This is a genomic window from Microbacterium sp. NPDC057659 (assembly GCF_042799915.1).
GTDB lineage: Bacteria > Actinomycetota > Actinomycetes > Actinomycetales > Microbacteriaceae > Microbacterium.
Genome location: NZ_JBHVHU010000001.1, coordinates 136,200 through 152,608, shown reverse-complemented (window position 1 = coordinate 152,608; position 16,409 = coordinate 136,200). Strand labels below are relative to the sequence as shown.

General features: G+C 69.1%; 18 protein-coding genes and 2 tRNA genes. 6 read left to right on the top strand and 14 right to left on the bottom strand.

All coding sequences use genetic code 11. The annotated features are described in order from the left end of the window. Positions 1 to 4: 4 nt before the first annotated feature. The 6 genes from deoC to ACFVAE_RS00745 all read right to left on the bottom strand — a co-directional run bounded on the left by deoC (position 5) and on the right by ACFVAE_RS00745 (position 5,320). Positions 5 to 1,006: a deoxyribose-phosphate aldolase gene (gene deoC / locus ACFVAE_RS00770; RefSeq protein WP_378887012.1), complete on the bottom strand. Its 1,002-nt coding sequence runs from the start codon at positions 1,004 to 1,006 to the stop codon at positions 5 to 7. After that, on the bottom strand, positions 1,003 to 1,995 hold the full coding sequence (locus tag ACFVAE_RS00765) for a sugar-binding transcriptional regulator (RefSeq protein ID WP_378887011.1): 993 nt from the start codon (positions 1,993 to 1,995) through the stop codon (positions 1,003 to 1,005). Before ACFVAE_RS00765 ends, deoC begins: the two co-directional genes overlap by 4 nt. A 253-nt stretch (positions 1,996 to 2,248) precedes the next feature. Next, entirely contained in the window at positions 2,249 to 2,890 is a 642-nt protein-coding gene (locus ACFVAE_RS00760) for an ATP-dependent Clp protease proteolytic subunit (RefSeq protein ID WP_378887010.1), read from the bottom strand. A 15-nt stretch (positions 2,891 to 2,905) separates the two neighbouring features. Beyond that, the gene (locus ACFVAE_RS00755; protein ID WP_378887009.1) at positions 2,906 to 3,553 is read right to left on the bottom strand and encodes an ATP-dependent Clp protease proteolytic subunit; all 648 of its coding nucleotides are present in this window, start codon (positions 3,551 to 3,553) and stop codon (positions 2,906 to 2,908) included. 99 nt (positions 3,554 to 3,652) lie between these two features. Next, positions 3,653 to 5,182, bottom strand: a complete 1,530-nt coding sequence (gene tig, locus ACFVAE_RS00750; protein WP_378887008.1) for a trigger factor — start codon at positions 5,180 to 5,182, stop codon at positions 3,653 to 3,655. Between the two features lie 61 nt (positions 5,183 to 5,243). Then, a tRNA-Pro gene (locus ACFVAE_RS00745) sits at positions 5,244 to 5,320 on the bottom strand. 86 nt (positions 5,321 to 5,406) lie between these two features. Between ACFVAE_RS00745 and ACFVAE_RS00740 the strand changes: the two genes are divergently transcribed. The 6 genes from ACFVAE_RS00740 (at position 5,407) to ACFVAE_RS00715 (ending at position 9,719) form a co-directional block, all read left to right on the top strand. Then, positions 5,407 to 5,480 (top strand) — tRNA-Gly (locus tag ACFVAE_RS00740). 61 nt (positions 5,481 to 5,541) lie between these two features. Next, the gene (locus tag ACFVAE_RS00735; protein WP_378887007.1) at positions 5,542 to 6,735 is read left to right on the top strand and encodes a hypothetical protein; all 1,194 of its coding nucleotides are present in this window, start codon (positions 5,542 to 5,544) and stop codon (positions 6,733 to 6,735) included. Positions 6,736 to 6,856: 121 nt separating this feature from the next. Beyond that, on the top strand, positions 6,857 to 7,408 hold the full coding sequence (locus tag ACFVAE_RS00730; protein WP_378887006.1) for a SipW-dependent-type signal peptide-containing protein: 552 nt from the start codon (positions 6,857 to 6,859) through the stop codon (positions 7,406 to 7,408). Positions 7,409 to 7,446: 38 nt separating this feature from the next. Next, positions 7,447 to 8,034 (top strand): SipW-dependent-type signal peptide-containing protein, encoded by a 588-nt coding sequence (locus ACFVAE_RS00725; protein WP_378887005.1) that lies wholly within the window; start codon positions 7,447 to 7,449, stop codon positions 8,032 to 8,034. Between the two features lie 3 nt (positions 8,035 to 8,037). Then, the gene (locus ACFVAE_RS00720; RefSeq protein ID WP_378887004.1) at positions 8,038 to 9,225 is read left to right on the top strand and encodes a signal peptidase I; all 1,188 of its coding nucleotides are present in this window, start codon (positions 8,038 to 8,040) and stop codon (positions 9,223 to 9,225) included. Beyond that, positions 9,222 to 9,719: a hypothetical protein gene (locus ACFVAE_RS00715; RefSeq protein WP_378887003.1), complete on the top strand. Its 498-nt coding sequence runs from the start codon at positions 9,222 to 9,224 to the stop codon at positions 9,717 to 9,719. The genes ACFVAE_RS00720 and ACFVAE_RS00715 overlap by 4 nt, the downstream gene beginning before the upstream one ends. Positions 9,720 to 9,778: 59 nt before the next feature. Here ACFVAE_RS00715 and ACFVAE_RS00710 read toward each other — a convergent pair whose 3' ends face one another. The 8 genes from ACFVAE_RS00710 to rapZ all read right to left on the bottom strand — a co-directional run bounded on the left by ACFVAE_RS00710 (position 9,779) and on the right by rapZ (position 16,401). Continuing rightward, positions 9,779 to 10,132, bottom strand: a complete 354-nt coding sequence (locus tag ACFVAE_RS00710) for an RNA polymerase-binding protein RbpA (RefSeq protein ID WP_116242969.1) — start codon at positions 10,130 to 10,132, stop codon at positions 9,779 to 9,781. Then, entirely contained in the window at positions 10,132 to 10,380 is a 249-nt protein-coding gene (secG, locus tag ACFVAE_RS00705; RefSeq protein WP_378887002.1) for a preprotein translocase subunit SecG, read from the bottom strand. The genes ACFVAE_RS00710 and secG overlap by 1 nt, the downstream gene beginning before the upstream one ends. Before the next feature lie 84 nt (positions 10,381 to 10,464). Beyond that, positions 10,465 to 11,256: a triose-phosphate isomerase gene (gene tpiA, locus ACFVAE_RS00700; protein ID WP_378887001.1), complete on the bottom strand. Its 792-nt coding sequence runs from the start codon at positions 11,254 to 11,256 to the stop codon at positions 10,465 to 10,467. Then, positions 11,247 to 12,473 (bottom strand): phosphoglycerate kinase, encoded by a 1,227-nt coding sequence (locus ACFVAE_RS00695; protein ID WP_378887000.1) that lies wholly within the window; start codon positions 12,471 to 12,473, stop codon positions 11,247 to 11,249. Before ACFVAE_RS00695 ends, tpiA begins: the two co-directional genes overlap by 10 nt. A gap of 10 nt (positions 12,474 to 12,483) precedes the next feature. After that, positions 12,484 to 13,494, bottom strand: coding sequence for a type I glyceraldehyde-3-phosphate dehydrogenase (gene gap / locus ACFVAE_RS00690; RefSeq protein WP_378886999.1), 1,011 nt, complete (start codon positions 13,492 to 13,494; stop codon positions 12,484 to 12,486). 101 nt (positions 13,495 to 13,595) lie between these two features. Beyond that, positions 13,596 to 14,222 (bottom strand): superoxide dismutase, encoded by a 627-nt coding sequence (locus ACFVAE_RS00685; RefSeq protein ID WP_378886998.1) that lies wholly within the window; start codon positions 14,220 to 14,222, stop codon positions 13,596 to 13,598. Positions 14,223 to 14,421: 199 nt separating this feature from the next. Continuing rightward, entirely contained in the window at positions 14,422 to 15,414 is a 993-nt protein-coding gene (whiA, locus tag ACFVAE_RS00680; protein WP_378886997.1) for a DNA-binding protein WhiA, read from the bottom strand. A gap of 84 nt (positions 15,415 to 15,498) precedes the next feature. Continuing rightward, entirely contained in the window at positions 15,499 to 16,401 is a 903-nt protein-coding gene (gene rapZ, locus ACFVAE_RS00675; RefSeq protein ID WP_378886996.1) for an RNase adapter RapZ, read from the bottom strand. Positions 16,402 to 16,409: the final 8 nt, after the last annotated feature.

The window sequence follows — 16,409 nt, the reverse complement described above, 5'->3', positions numbered from 1 at the left end:
TCGGTCAGTCGATGGTGACGTAGTCGGGGCCGGAGTAATGGCCGGTGGTGAGCTTCTGACGCTGCAGCAGCACGTCGTTGAGCAGGCTGGACGCACCGAACCGGAACAGGTGCGGCTGCAGCCATTCCTCGCCCGCCGTCTCGGCGACGGTGACGAGGTAGCGCACGGCGTCCTTCGACGAGCGGATGCCGCCGGCCGGCTTCACGCCGATCTTCTCGCCGGTCGCACGGTGCCAGTCGCGCACGGTCTCGAGCATCAGCAGCGTGGTGGGCAGCGTGGCCGCCGGCTGCACCTTGCCGGTGGAGGTCTTGATGAAGTCGCCGCCGGCGAGGATCGACAGCCACGACGCGCGCTTGATGTTGTCGTAGGTGTTCAGCTCGCCGGTCTCCATGATGACCTTCAGCGAGGCGTAGCTCCCGTCGGGGCGACGGCAGGCCTCCTTGACGCGAGCGATCTGGTCGAAGACCAGACCGTACTGGCCGGACAGGAACGCACCGCGGTCGATCACCATGTCGATCTCGTCGGCGCCGTTCGCGACCGCGTCGGCGGTGTCGGCCAGCTTCACGTCCATCGAGGCGCGCCCGGAGGGGAACGCGGTGGCGACGGCCGCGACCGAGATCAGTCCGTCATCGGGGTCACCGTGCGCACTGCCGAGGGCCTCGATCGCGTGCGGCACCATGTCGCCGTACACGCAGACCGCAGCCACACGCGGCGTGCTCGGGTCCGCGGCATCCGGCGTCTTGGCCTTGGCGACCAGTGAGCGCACCTTGCCCGCGGTGTCGGCGCCCTCGAGGGTGGTCAGGTCGATCAGCGAGATGATCTTGTCGAGCGCCCACGCCTTCGACGTGGTCTTGATCGAGCGGGTCGCGAGGCCCGCGGCGCGCTGCTCGAGGCCGACGGCGTCGACGCCAGGCAGGCCGTGCAGGAAGCGCCGCAGTGTGGCGTCGTCGGGCTCGGCGCCCAGCACGTCGACAGCCGTGCGGCGGCTGATTTCGGTCGTGGTCACTTTTCCTCCAAGAGGGCTCGGGCAGTGGTCTCATCGGTCACCAGCACGGTGCACAGCCCGGTGCTGACGACTGTACGCGCGATGTCGTGCTTCGTCGCTCCCGCCGTTACGAAGATCGCCCGGTCAGCCTCGCGCAGGCTGTCCAGTCCGATCCCGACGGTCCGCGCGTCCAGTCGCGCGTCGACGATGTTCCCGTCGGCATCGATGTAGCGCCCCAGCACGTCGCCGACGGCGCCGCGCCTGGCGAGCTCGGCGATGTCCTCCTCGGACAGGTAGCCGTTCTCGACATGCGCGGATGCAGGATCGCACGCGCCGGCGGTGAAGAGGTAGGTATGCGCGTGCGCGGCCTGCTCGAGGATGCCGCCGACGATGCGGTCGGCCTCGATCGCCTGCTTGGTCTCGACGCGCTCGAGGATGGCGGGGCTCGGCAGCAGTACGGCGTGGCCGCCGCCCCGCTGGGCGATGGTGGATGCCAGGGACGCCGCGTTGCCTGAGCGACGATTGACGGTCACTCCCCCGTTGGTCTGGACGACGGTGACGCCGCGGGTCCAGCCCTCTGGCAGGGCTTCGGCGACGGCGGTCAGGGTGCGACCCCAGCTGACGGCGAGGGTGCGCGGCACCGGCCGGAGTGCGGTGAGGTAGTCGGCGGCGGCCTGCGCCACCCGCTCGAGCTCCTGCCCGTCGGACGCCGGGGCGACGATCGCGTCGGTCAGGCCGAACCGCTCGCACAGCTCCCGCTCCAGGCCGAGGCGCCTGGCGCGCGGATGCACGATCTCGATGCGCACGATGCCGCGCTCGCGGGCCTGCACGAGCAGACGCCCCGCCTTCCAGCGGGAGATGCCCAGCAGCGCACCGACCTCGTCCTGCGTCTTGCCCTCGTCGTAGGTGAGTTCGGCGACACGGACCATGAGCAGCTCGTCGTCCACGGCACCCTCCCTTCCCTGTCCCAGAATACGCAGGATGCGCGGGATGCGCATGCGCTTGCTCATATGCGCAGCCAGCGCCGCGGACATGCGCATCCGAGGAACGCAGACGACCTGCGCGCCCTCGCTGCGATCGCGGGTTGCCCGCGGATGGAAAGCGCTGCTCCCCCGACACCCCGCGATGCGTTCTCCATCCGCCGCGCGTAGGCACGGATGGAGAACGCATCGCAATCGTCAAGCGCGGCTGCGAAATCCATCCGCGCCCGGTACGACGAAGGGCGGCCCGGGAAACCCCGAACCGCCCTTGCGAACGGATGCCTCAGGCGCGCTTGCGGCTGGTGAGCACCTGATCGACGATGCCGTACTCCTTGGCCTGCTCGGCCGAGAGGATGTTGTCGCGGTCGATGTCGCGGTTGACCTTCGCGACCTCCTGGCCGGTGTGCTTGGCCATGGTCTCCTCGAGCCAAGTGCGCATGCGCAGGATCTCGGCGGCCTGGATCTCGATGTCGGAGGCCTGCCCCTGACCGGCCTCGCCCATCGCCGGCTGGTGCATGAGCACGCGGGCGTTGGGCAGCGCGAGGCGCTTGCCGGGGGCGCCCGCTGCCAGCAGCACGGATGCCGCCGACGCCGCCTGCCCCAGGACCACGGTCTGGATCTGCGGCGCCACGTACTGCATGGTGTCGTAGATCGCCGTCATCGCGGTGAACGATCCACCGGGCGAGTTGATGTACATGGTGATGTCGCGCTCGGAGTCCTGGCTCTCCAGGACGAGCAGCTGCGCCATCACGTCGTCGGCCGAGGCGTCGTCGACCTGCACGCCGAGGAAGATCACGCGATCTTCGAACAGCTTGTTGTACGGGTCCTGGCGCTTGAAGCCGTAGGCGGTGCGCTCCTCGAACTGCGGGAGCACGTAGCGGCTGGACGGCAGGTTGCCCGCGGAGCGGAACGTGGGTGTGTACATGTGTGTCGTCCTGCCTTACTTGTCCGCGCTGTCTGCGCCGGTGCCGCCACCGCCGTGCACGTCACTGGCGTGCTCACGGATGTGGTCCACGAAGCCGTATTCGAGCGCCTCATCGGCGGTGAACCAGCGATCGCGGTCGCCGTCCTCGTTGATCTGCTCGACGGACTTGCCGGTCTGGCCGGCGGTGATCTCCGCGAGACGCTGCTTCATCGACAGGATCAGCTGCGCCTGCGTCTGGATGTCGCTCGCTGTGCCGCCGAAGCCGCCGTGCGGCTGGTGCAGCAGCACGCGGGCGTTCGGCGTGATGTAGCGCTTGCCCTTGGTGCCGCTGGTGAGCAGCAGCTGGCCCATCGACGCGGCCATGCCGATGCCGACGGTGACGATGTCGTTCGGCACGAACTGCATGGTGTCGTAGATCGCCATGCCCGCGGTGATCGAGCCGCCGGGCGAGTTGATGTAGAGGTAGATGTCCTTCTCGGGGTCCTCGGCGGCGAGAAGGAGGATCTTCGCGCAGATCTCATTCGCGTTCTCGTCGCGCACCTCCGAGCCCAGCCAGATGATGCGGTCCTTCAGCAGCCTGTCGAAGACACTCGTCGCGACCAGGGGTTCAGCCATTTCAGCTCCTGTTTCCGTGTTTCGGTGATTCGAATCTACCGGCGTCAACGTTGCGCGAAGGCGCTGTTCGCCGTCGGCATATCAACGCGCCGGATACGCGAGAGGCGGATGCCGCAGCATCCGCCTCTCGTCACGATCCGTGTGAGATCACTCGGCCTTCTCGGCCTCGTCCTTCTTCTCCGCGGCCTTCTTGGCGGCGCGGGTCTTCGGGGCGGGCTTCTCGGCGGCCTCGGCCTCGTCGGCCTTCTTCGCGGGCGCCTTCTTCGCGGGCGCCTTCTTGGCGGGCGCCTCTGCGTCGTCCGACTTCTCCGCGGCCTTCTTGGCCGGAGCCTTCTTGGCCGGGGCCTTCTTGGCCGGCTTCTCCTCGGCGGGGGCCTCGTCAGCCGCCTCCTCGTCGGAGTCGTCCCCGATGACCGGGGTCAGGTCAACGGCCTTGCCGTTGCTGTCCACGACCGAGACCTTGCCCAGCGCGATGGCCAGGGCCTTGTTGCGGGCGACCTCGCCGACCAGGGCGGGGAGCTGGTTGCCGGCCTGCAGCGCCTCGACGAACTCCTGCGGAGCCATGCCGTACTGCGCGGCGGACTGGATGAGGTACTGGCTGAGCTCCTCCTGGGAGACCTGCACGTTCGAGCCCTCGGCGATGGTGTCCAGCAGCACCTGCGTACGGAACTGCTTCTCGCTGGCCTCGGCGACCTCGGCGCGGTGCTCGTCGTCCTCGAGGCGGCCCTCGGACTCGAGGTGGTTGTGCACCTCGTCCTCGATGAGCTGAGCCGGGACCGGGATCTCGATCTGCTCGAGCAGGGTCTCGATGAGCTGGTCGCGAGCGGCGGAGCCCTGCGTGAACAGACCCTGCTCGGAGACGCGCTCGACGAGGCTGTCGCGCAGCTCGGCGATGGTGTCGAACTCGCTCGCCATCTGGGCGAAGTCGTCGTCGGCCTCGGGCAGCTCGCGCTCCTTGACAGCCTTGACGCTGACGGAGACCTCGGCCTCCTCACCGGCGCGGTCGCCGCCGACCAGCTTCGAGCGGAACGTGGTGTCCTCACCGGCGGTCAGCGAGTCGATGGCCTCGTCGATGCCCTCGAGCAGCTCGCCGGAGCCGATCTCGTAGGAGACGCCGTCGGCGCGGTCGATCTCGGTGCCGTCGATCGTCGCGACCAGGTCGAGGTCGACGAAGTCGCCGTTCGCGGCCGGACGGTCGACGGGGATCAGCGTGCCGAAGCGGCTGCGCAGGCGGTCGAGCTCGGCGTCGACGGCGGCGTCATCGGTCTCGACGGCGTCGACGGTCACGGTGATGCCGGACAGGTCGGGCAGCTCGATCTCGGGGCGCACGTCGACCTCGACGTCGACCAGCAGGTCGCCGGAGAAGTCCTTCTCGTTCGGCCACTGGGTGATGTCGGCCGACGGGCGACCCACGACACGGACCTCGTGCTCGGCCGCGGCCTCGCGGAAGAAGCGGTCGAGTGCCTCGTTCACGGCGTGCTCGATGACCGCGCCGCGGCCGATGCGCTGGTCGATGATCGGCGCGGGGACCTTGCCCTTGCGGAAGCCGGGGATCTGAACGTCCTGAGCGATGTGCTCGTAGGCGTGCTCGATGCTGGGCTTGAGGTCCTCGGGGGTGACCGTGATCGTGAGCTTGACCCGGGTCGGGGACAGCTTCTCGACGGTGCTGTTGGCCATGCTGGTTCGTTCTCCTTGTGATTTCCGCGCCCAGGGCGCGGCCGTGAGGTATCGGGGGCCGTGGTCGGGGCGACAGGATTTGAACCTGCGACCTCCCGCTCCCAAAGCGGGCGCTCTACCAAGCTGAGCTACGCCCCGGTAACACCCGCACACGCGGGAACGGCCTTCACGAGTCTAACGGACAGGAGCACTCGATCCGTCCGCTATGCTTGTGAAGCCGGTCCGGGGATGTAGCTCAATGGTAGAGCCTCAGTCTTCCAAACTGATTACGCGGGTTCGATTCCCGTCATCCCCTCCAAGTGCGAAAGGCCCCCACGCCCGTGGGGGCCTTTCGCTTCTGTGCGTGGGATGATCTCGCCATGGACGAGTTCGCGCCGGATGCCGCGGAACCGGGGCCGCTGGAGTCGCCGCCGCCTCCCGCGGCGGAGCCCGCCGCTCCGGTGCGACGGCGCACCTGGCTGTGGATCTCCGGCGCCGTGGTCCTCATCGGCCTGGTCATCGCAGGGGTTCAGCTGTGGGCGAATCTCGCCTACGACGACGCGGACGAGGCATTCCTTCACGCACGCGTCGCCGCCGCCCCGCCGACGGCGACCCTGATCGCCGCCCTGCACGGTGCCGACACGCGCACCGCGGCCGCACAGGCACTGGACGGCGTCAGCACTCCCGAACTCCTCGGTCCCGAGAACAGGGCCGCGCTGGCTGCGGCGGCCGAGGGACTCGCGAAGGATCGCGCGGATGCCGAGCACGTGGGGCTCGCCCTCCCGGGTGAGCCCGCGAAGAAGCCGCCGGTGCCCTGGGAGCTGTTCGTGCAGGCATCCGATCTGCGCGACCGCACGACGGCCCTCGAAGACCGCACCGCCGACCAGGTCGATGCCGCGCAGTCGCTGAACGACGCCATCGGCGGGATCGACGCCCTCGGCGGGAGCATCCTCGACGCCGCGCATGCCGCGGTGCCCACGATCGAGAAGGCGTCGGTCGACTCCCGTTTCGCCCCCATCGTCGAGATGCGCAAGGCCGACGATGAGGTCGAGTCCTCCGACAAACGCCTCGACGAGAACGCCACCGCCAGCCTGCTACGCCTCGACAGAGCGGTCGTCGCGGTCCGGGCATCCGCGAAGTCCGAGCTGGCCGCCAAGGCCGGCCCGCTGTACGGGACACGCCGCAAGATCGAGGCCTACGCGCGGTCGATCTCGGGTGGCGTACTGCTCGAGTTCGTCTGGACCGATCGGCTGCTCGGGCAGGGCGCCGGCCAGTCCGGCGCGGGAACCGCGACCTGGGACGCGAACGACGGCGGCACCTCCCACATCACGCTCACGAACTCCATCGCACGCTACTGGCCTGCGGAGTGGACCCGCGCACTCGTCGCACACGAGGTCGGCCACTCGATCTCGGCGAAGTGCTATGAGAAGTTCGACTGGGAGAACGAGCATGCGAACGAGCTGTGGGCGACCGCCTGGGCGATGAGCTGGGGCTACGACCCGTACCCGGCCGGCGCGGACAACTACGGCATGCCGCCGAAGAGCATGCAGGAGGCCGCCAAGACCTGCCGCTGAGGGGCTCAGGATGGGATACCAAACCATTGGCATTCGGCCGTTGCGCCACTAGGCTTCAGCTGTTCGGACGTCGTCGTCCGGGCCCGCGAGGGAGGTCGCGGATCACCGAGAGGGGTGGATGATGAAGAATCTGACATCCGGTGCGTTGTCGACGGACCGGCGCAGGAAGATCACGGCAGTACTCGCGGGAGGGCTGGTGCTGGGAGTCGGCGCCGCCGTCACGCTCGCCGCCTGGAACGACTCCGAGTTCGCCAAGTCGACGTTCACCGCCGGCTCATTCGTGTTCCAGGGCTCGACGAACGGCACCGACTTCGCCGACCATGCCTCGGAGGCCGGTGCTGCGGCGCTGACCTTCTCGACGGGCTTCGACAATCTCAGCCCGGACGATGTCGTGTACGCACCCTTCGCGCTCAAGCTGACCGGTTCCTCGGCGGCGGACATCTCCGCGACGGCACCGGTGGTCCCCGCCGCCCTCGACGGTGCACTCACCTTCGCCTCCGTGGCGACCACGACGTTCGGATGCGACGCTGCGGCGTTCGCGGCCGGCACGGCGGTACCCACGACGATGCAGCCCGGTGACACGGTCAACCTCTGCCTGCAGGTCACGGCAGGAGCCCTGACGCAGGGTGCGACGGGCGACGTCGTGTGGCAATGGAACGCCGTGTCGCAGTAGAGGCACGGGCCCGACGCGGGGCGCACGATCGACGACGCATGCGGCTGATGCGGATCCGTGCGATCCTCGCCGGCGGACTCGTGCTCGGAATCGGCATGACCGCGACGCTGGCGGCGTGGACGGATGAGGAGAACGCCGCATCCACGGTGCAGGCAGGGACGTTCTCACTCGTCTCGCAGACAAGGGACGATGCGTTCGCGTCGCACGGCAGCGGCAACGCCGCCCGGCTCGGGCTGGACGCGACAGGGCTCTACCCCGGCGTGAGCAAAGCGGGCTGGATCCAGATCAAGACGTCGGGCACGCTCGGCGGTACGGTGACGCTCTCGGGGATCACGCTCGCGCCGCCGGCGACGGCGACAGCGGATCAGGCCCTGCGCGATGCTCTGACAGCGCGAATCGTCCCGGTCGCGCAGACGACGGACTGCACGCCGGCGACGACCGGGGGCACGGCCCTGCCGCTGCTCACCGTGCCGACGGCGGCGCAGCTGCCCCCGGCCGCACTGACGGGAGGTGGCGCGAACACCGTGACGTACTGCGTGATCCTGACGCTGCCGAGCACCGCCCCCGCGACCGCGCAGGGTGGCGCCGTCAACCCGATGTGGACGTTCACCGGAACGACGGGCTGAGCCGTGGGCACCGCTGCACGAGGCCTCGCCCGCACGGGGCGCTGGATCCGTGAGATCCTGCTGACTCTCGCCGCCCTCGGCGGCATCGTCTGCATCGTGCTGACCCTGCTCGCGTTCACCGGCGGCTACTCGCTCATCATGTTCAAGACAGGGTCGATGTCCCCGACGATCCCGGCCGGGTCGGTGGCGCTGGTGCAGAAGGCGCCGGCATCCGACCTGCGGATCGGCGACGTCGTCACCGTCGACCGCGCGGGCGCCCTGCCGGTGACCCATCGCATCACGAGCGTCTCCCCCGGGCCGTCGCACGCGCAGCGCGTCGTCACGCTGCGCGGTGACGCGAACGAGACCGACGATCCCGCCCCGTACACGATCACGGATGCCCGGATCGTGCGCGGTTCCCTGCCTCATCTCGCCCATGTCATCGTCTGGTTCGGCAGTCCATGGGTGCTCGGCACGATCACCGTGGCCGCCGCGGCGCTGGTCACCTGGGCGTTCTGGCCGCGCCGCCCGCGTGGCGCGGCCACAGCTGAGACCGCGCCGACCGACTCCGAGGAGCCGACCACCCGCCGAGGGCGGCGTGCGGCGGGACTGCTCACCGCCGTGGCCATCCTCGCCGCCGCTGGGACGGCGTTCGCACCTGTACCGCCGGCATCCGCCACAGGGATCGTCAGCATCCGCTCGAGTCTGTCTCCAGGAAGCACGCATCTGCTGGATGCCACCGACCCTCTGATCTGGGATCTCGACGTCGACGCCCAGGCCGCTCCCGACGACGGCGCTCTGACCGTCGACCTCAGTGGCCAGGGAGACCCGCACCTGCAGCTCAACGCTGAGGTGCGCAGCTGCGACGTACCCTGGACCGCGTCCGGTTGCGCGGGGACGACGCGCGTGCTGGCCGCCTCCGCGGCGCTCGCTCTGGGCGGCGCGAGGCAACGACTCCTGCACTCCCCCACGCCGGACACCGTGCATCTGCGCGTCTTCCTCACAGCCACAGTCCACGATGCGCCGTCGGCCACCGCCACCCTGACCGTCCGGGCCACTGCGGCGCAGACCGCGACCGAGGAGACCCTGGGGGGATCCGCAGGGCTGCCCGCCACAGGCGGGACGTCCTTCGCATTCCTGCTCGCCCCCGCCGCGGTGCTCATCGGCCTCGGCGTCGCGCTGGTCGCACGTCGGCGGAGGGAGGCGCAATGAGACGACGCGGAGCACTCGCTGCACTGGGCGCACTCTGCCTGTTGGGCGCGCTGCCCTTCGCCGCGCCGGTCGAGGCAGCGTGGACCCAGGCTCAGGCGAGTACAGCGACGGCCACGACCGTCTCCGCACCGACGACGCCGACGAGCGCGACCTGCGTGCCCACCAGCGTCATCATCGTCGGGCTGCAGAACTTCAAGCTCACCTGGTCGTCGACACTCCCGCTCGCGTTCCAGCGGGTCGACATCACCAAGAACGGGACCACCGCCCGCGACACCGGCCAGATCCAACTCGCGAGCCAGACCGGCGGCGTGTACACGTACACCGCGACGTACGACACCGCCAAGCTGCTCAGCCTGCTGAACCTCACCGACCTGCTCGGCGGCACCTACGCGATCAGCATCCAGACCGGCTACCCGGGCAGCTCCTGGTACGCGACGCCACGGTCGTTCACGCTGAACGTCATCCTGCTCGGTCTGGGCAGCACCTGCACGTGAGACGACGCGACCCCCGGGACTCGAGGTCCCGGGGGTCGCGTGCCGTCAGTTCGTCCGTCTCACTGGCCGCGGCGCTCGCGCAGCTGGGTCAGCGCGTCGTCGAGAAGCTGCTCGGCCTCTTCGTCTGTACGGCGCTCCTTCACGTAGGCGAGGTGCGTCTTGTACGGCTCGGCCTTGGCGAGCTCCGGCGGGTTCTGCTTGTCGCGCCCGGCCGGAAGCCCGGTGTGCGGGTGATCGATGATGTCCGGGATCTCCTCCTCGGGCAGACCCGCCGCGAAGTACCGCACAGTCTCGTTGCCGAGGCCGTCCCAGTACGAGACCGCGATGCGGTCTGCGTGGTAGCCGTGGTCCTGCTCCCCCATGGGGCCGGAGCCGACGCGGGTGCCGCGGATCGCGTTGCCGCCGGTGGCCATCAGACCACCCCGACCTTCGTGATGAGGCCGAGCCCCACGATCGAGACGAACCACACCAGGGCCAGCACGATCGTGAACCGGTTGAGGTTGCGCTCCGCGAGGCCCGACGAGCCGACGGCCGCGGTCATGCCGCCGCCGAACATGTCGGACAGGCCGCCACCGCGGCCTTTGTGGAGAAGGATGAGAAGAGTCAGCAGAACGCTGCTGATGCCCAGCAGCACCTGCAGCACGAACTCGAGAACCTGCACGGGTAGAAGCCTTTCACCGGGGCCGAACGGCCCGCATGACTGTCGATTATACGGGGTCGCCGGTTCCGGGCCCCGTTGCGCCGCTCAGACGCCGACGTGCTTCTCGAACCGGATGATCGCCGCGAACTCGTCGACGACGAGGCTCGCGCCGCCCACCAGGGCACCGTCGACATCGGGCTCGCGCATGAAACTCGCGATGTTGCCGGACTTCACGCTGCCGCCGTACAGCACGCGAGTGCGTGCCGCGGCATCCTCGTCGAGAACACGCGCGATCACCTGGCGGAGCGCCTGGCAGACCTCCTGCGCCTGTGCCGGCGTCGCCGCCTGGCCGGAGCCGATCGCCCAGACCGGCTCGTACGCCACGACGATGTCGGCGGATGCCGGCACGCCGGCCAGCGCCGCCTCGAGCTGCCCGGCGGGCACGGCGCTTGCGCCGTGCGTCTCCAGGTCCTCGGCCGTCTCGCCCACGCAGATGACCGGCACCAGACCGTGCTTCAGCGCGGCGAGCACCTTGGCGTTCACGATCTCGTCCGACTCCGCGTGGTACTCGCGACGCTCGGAATGTCCGATGATCACGTAGCCCACACCGAGCTTCGACAGGAACGCGCCGGACACCTCTCCGGTGTACGCGCCGGAGTCGTGCGCCGAGACGTCCTGCGCACCGAGACCGAAGGCGATCTTGTCGGCATCGATCAGGGTCTGCACGCTGCGGATGTCGGTGAACGGCGGGAAGACCGCCACCTCGACCGAACCGTTCTCGTGTCCGGCGTCCTTCAGCGTCCAATGCAGCTTCTGCACCGTGGCGACCGCCTGCAGGTGGTCCAGGTTCATCTTCCAGTTGCCCGCGATCAGCGGGGTCCTCTTGCTCACGCCCATCCGAGTACCTCCAAGCCGGGGAGCTTCTTGCCTTCGAGGAACTCGAGGCTGGCGCCTCCGCCCGTCGAGATGTGTCCGAACTGGTCGTCCGCGAAACCGAGCTGCCGCACGGCGGCTGCCGAATCGCCACCGCCCACCACACCGAGACCGTCGATCTCGGTGAGTGCCTGCGCGACGGCCTTGGTTCCGGCCGCGAAGGCCGGGAACTCGAACACGCCCATCGGGCCGTTCCAGAACACCGTCTTCGAATCGCGGATCGCCGCGGCGAAGGCCGCAGCGGTGTCCGGCCCGATGTCGAGACCGATGCCGGATGCGCCGAACGAGCTCTGCTCGATCGCGTCTGCCGAGACCACCTCGTGCGCCGCATCGGCCGCGAAGCCGGATGCCACGACGACGTCGGTCGGCAGCACGAGCTCGACCCCGCGCTCCTTCGCCTCGGCGATGTAGCCGCGGACGGTGTCGAGCTGGTCCTTCTCGAGCAGGCTCGAAGCCACGGCGTGTCCCTCGGCCGCGAGGAAGGTGAACAGCATGCCGCCACCGACGAGCAGACGGTCGACGCGCGGCAGCAGGTGCGAGATGACGCCCAGCTTGTCGCTCACCTTCGAGCCGCCGAGGACGACCGTGTACGGGCGCTCGGGATTCTCGGTGAGGCGGTCCAGCACGTCGAGCTCGGTCGCGATCAGCAGTCCTGCCGCGGAGGGCAGCTGCTGGGCGAGTTCGTACACGCTCGCCTGCTTGCGGTGCACGACGCCGAAGCCGTCGGACACCATGGCGTCGCCGAGTGCGGCCAGACGAGCGGCGAAGGCGGCGCGCTCGGCGTCGTCCTTCGAGGTCTCACCCGGGTTGAACCGCAGGTTCTCCAGCACGACGACATCGCCGTCCTGAAGCGAGGCGACCGCCTGCTGGGCCGACTCGTCCACGGTGTCCGACGCGAACGCGACCGGCTTGCCGAGCAGCTCGGACAGACGCTGCGCCACCGGCGCGAGGCTGTACTGCGGGTCGGGCGCGCCGTCGGGGCGGCCCAGGTGGGAGCAGACGACGACGCGGGCGCCGGCGCTGATCAGGGCGTTGAGGGTCGGCAGGGAGGCCCGAACGCGGCCATCGTCCGTGATGACCCCGTCCCGCAGGGGGACGTTGAGGTCACAACGGACGATGACGCGCTTGCCTTCCAGCGAACCTACGGAATCCGCGAGGGAGTCGAGGGTGCGCAGTGTCATGGAAGAGAGTTTAGAGACGCTCGGCCACGTACTCGGTCAGGTCGACGAGACGGTTGGAGTAGCCCCACTCGTTGTCGTACCAGCTCGAGACCTTGACGAGGTTGCCGTCGACGTTGGTCAGGCCGGCGTCGAAGACCGACGAGTGCGAGTCGAGCTGGATGTCGCTCGACACGATCGGGTCCTCGTTGTACTTCAGGATGCCCTGCAGGCGTCCCTCGGCCGCCGCCTCACGGTACGCGGCGTTGATCTCGTCGATCGTCAGGTCGTCGCGATCGGTCACCAGGGTGAGGTCGACGATCGAGCCGGTGGGCACCGGGACGCGGTACGACGAGCCGCTGAGCTTGCCGTTCAGCTCGGGCAGCACGAGGCCGATCGCCTTGGCGGCGCCGGTCGAGGCCGGGACGATGTTGATCGCCGCGGCGCGAGCGCGGTGCAGGTCGCCGTGCGGGCCGTCCTGCAGGTTCTGGTCTGCGGTGTAAGCGTGCGCGGTCATCATGAAGCCGCGCTGGATGCCGAACTTGTCGTTGAACACCTTGGCGAGCGGCGCGAGGCAGTTCGTGGTGCAGGACGCGTTCGAGATGATGTTGTGGCTCGCCGGGTCGTAGGTCTCCTCGTTCACGCCGATGACGAACGTGCCGTCCGCGCCGGTGGCGGGAGCGGAGATGATGACCTTCTTTGCGCCGCCGGCGATGTGCTTGGCAGCGTCCTCGGCCTTGGTGAAGCGGCCGGTCGACTCGATGACGATGTCGACGCCCAGCTCGCCCCAGGGGAGGTTCGCGGGGTCGCGCTCCTCGAAGACCTTGATGTCCTTGCCGCCGACGGTGATCACGTCACCCTCGTAGGAGACGTCCACACCGAGGCGTCCGCCGACCGAGTCGTACTTCAGCAGGTGCGCGAGGGCCTTGTTGTCAGTGAGGTCGTTGACAGCGACGATCTCCAGGTCAGCGTTCTGCGCGAGCGCTGCGCGGAGGAAATTACGCCCGATACGACCGAAGCCGTTGATACCGATCTTGACAGACACGAAAGTCTCCTGGTTCTTACTCGAGGAATTGCGTGATTCTTGCGGATTGCACGGACAACGGCGTCCTGATGGGCTTGAACGCCCATCAGGACGCCCATCTTTTACGACAGTACCAGCAGACCCGAGGTGTTCTCGCGCGCCGTTACGAACCGCTGGGACACGTTCTCCCAGTTGGCGATGTTCCAGGCCGCCTTCACGTAGTCGGCCTTGACGTTCAGGTAGTCCAGGTAGAAGGCGTGCTCCCACATGTCCAGCTGGAACAGCGGGATCGTGCCCTGGGCGGTGTTGCCCTGCTGGTCGAAGAGCTGCTGGATGATCAGGCGCTTGCCGATCGGATCCCAGCTCAGCACGGCCCACCCCGAGCCCTGGATGCCCATGGCCGCGGCGGTGAAGTGCGCCTGGAACTTCTCGAAGGAGCCGAAGAACTCCTCGATGGCGGCCTTCAGCTCGCCCTCCGGCTGGCCCCCGCCGTTCGGCGACAGGTTCGTCCAGAAGATCGAGTGGTTGACGTGCCCGCCGAGGTGGAACGCGAGGTCCTTCTCGAGACGGTTGACGTTCGCGAAGTTGCCGGTCTCCCGGGCCTCGGCCAGCTGCTCCAGCGCAGCGTTCGCGCCGGCGACGTACGCCGCGTGGTGCTTGTCGTGGTGCAGCTCCATGATCTTGGCGCTGATGTGCGGCTCGAGTGCCGCGTAGTCGTACGGAAGGTCGGGGAGCGTGTAAGTCGCCATGTCGATTTCATCCAATCCGCGCCGCGCCGCGGCGCTTGTCGTTCCCCTGCGCCGCCGTGTGCGGGGCAGAGCGGACGAGTCTCATCCTACTGACGACAACGCCGCCATGGACCGGATGCTTCCGCAGATGACCCCCGGAAACACGCACGTGGGCGCCTCCATTCCGGAAGCGCCCACGATGCGGATAAAACTGTCGGTGTCAGCCGTCGAGACCGGCCGGAACGGCCGCCTCGGTGCCCGGGATGCCCTCCTGCTGCGCACGCTTGTCCGCCATCGCCAGCAGGCGGCGGATGCGGCCGGCGACGGCGTCCTTGGTGAGCGGCGGCTCGGCGTGGTGGCCGAGTTCGTCGAGGCTGGCCTCACGGTGCTCCAGACGCAAACGCCCGGCGAGGCGCAGGTGGTCGGGAACCTCGTCACCGAGGATCTCCAGTGCACGCTCCACTCGGGCGCAGGCGGCGACGGCGGCCTGCGCGGATCGCCGCAGGTTGGCGTCGTCGAAGTTCACCAGGCGGTTCACGCCGGCGCGCACCTCGCGGCGCTGACGCATCTCCTCCCAGGCGGCGGCGGTGCGCTGCGCACCCATCACCGCGAGGATGCCGCGGATCGACTCGCCCTCACGCACGACGACGCGCGGCATGCCGCGCACCTCGCGGGCCTTGGAGGCGATGCCGAGGCGGTGCGCGGCGCCGACCAGCGCCATCGCTGCCTCGGAGGACGGGCAGGCGATCTCCAGCATGGCCGAACGACCGGGCTCGCTGAGCGAGCCGGCGGCGAGGAAAGCACCACGCCAGATGCCGGCGAGCTCCTCGCGGGAGCCGGTGGTGAGGCGGTTCGGCAGGCCGCGCACCGGGCGGCGACGCGGGTCGAGCAGACCGGTCTGCCTTGCGAGCGTCTCACCGGCGGCGATCACGCGAACGGCCCAGCGCGGGCTCTCGGCGGCGCCACCGGTCTGGGCGGTGCTGGACTTGACCTGAGCGATCTCGGGACGGACGCCGTAGATCTCGGCGAGGTCGCGGGCGACGCGGCGCGCCAGCGTCTCAGCATCCACCTCGGCCTCGACGGCGACGCGACCCGCGATGGAGTGCAGTCCGCCGGCGAACCGGAGGATGGTGGTCACCTCCGCGACGCGCACCGAAGGGGGTGCGTTCCGAATGCTGACCAGTTCCGCCTTGACGTCGGTGGTTAGTGCCACGGGACTCCTCTTGCTCCGCGCGCCGGATCGCGGCGCAAGGGACCAGCTTACTAGGAACCGGACCCTGCCGACGATCCGCCCACCCTACTCCCGACCGAGATCGCGGTGTCGGATGTTGATCGCGACGCCCGGGATCTGACCGAGTCGGCGGCCGAGCTCCTCGGCCATCGCCACCGAGCGGTGCTTGCCGCCGGTGCATCCGATCGCGACCGTGGAATGACTCTTGTTCTCGCGCTGATACCCCTCGAGCACCGGCACGAGCGCAGCCGCGTAGGCCTCGAGGAACTCCTGTGCGCCGTCCCGCGAGAGCACGTACTCGCGCACCGGCTCGTCCTGCCCGGTGAGACCGCGCAGGTCGTCGTTCCAGAACGGGTTAGGCAGGAATCGCATGTCGGCCACGAGATCGACGTCGGTGGGCAGACCGTACTTGAACCCGAAGCTCAGCAGCGTCAGGCGATGGCGCGCCGCCCCCTCCTCGGAGAACATCTCGGTCACCTGCGTCGCGAGCTGATGGATGTTCAGGCTCGAGGTGTCGATCACCAGGTCGGCAGCCTCGCGGACCATCGCCAGACGCGAGCGTTCCGTACGGATGCCGTCCAGCAGCGTCCCGTCGCCCTGCAGCGGGTGCGGCCGGCGCACCGATTCGAACCGGCGGACCAGCACGTCGTCGGAGGCGTCGAGGAAGAGCACCTTCACACCCGAGCCGCGCGAGCGCAGCGCCCGAGCGACACCGGGGAAGTCGTCGAAGAGGCTGCGACCTCGCACGTCGACGACGGCGGCGACCTTCGGCAGGTTCGCACCGCCCATGCCCGTGAGGTCGAGCAGCGGACGCAGGATCTGCGGCGGAAGGTTGTCGACCACGTACCAGCCGAGGTCCTCGAGTGCATTGGCCGCCGTTGTGCGGCCGGCTCCAGACATGCCGGTGACGATCAGGAACTCGCCCTGCTCCTCGACAGTGGCCTCTTCCGCAGTCTCCCCCGCAGTCATGCCGTCCC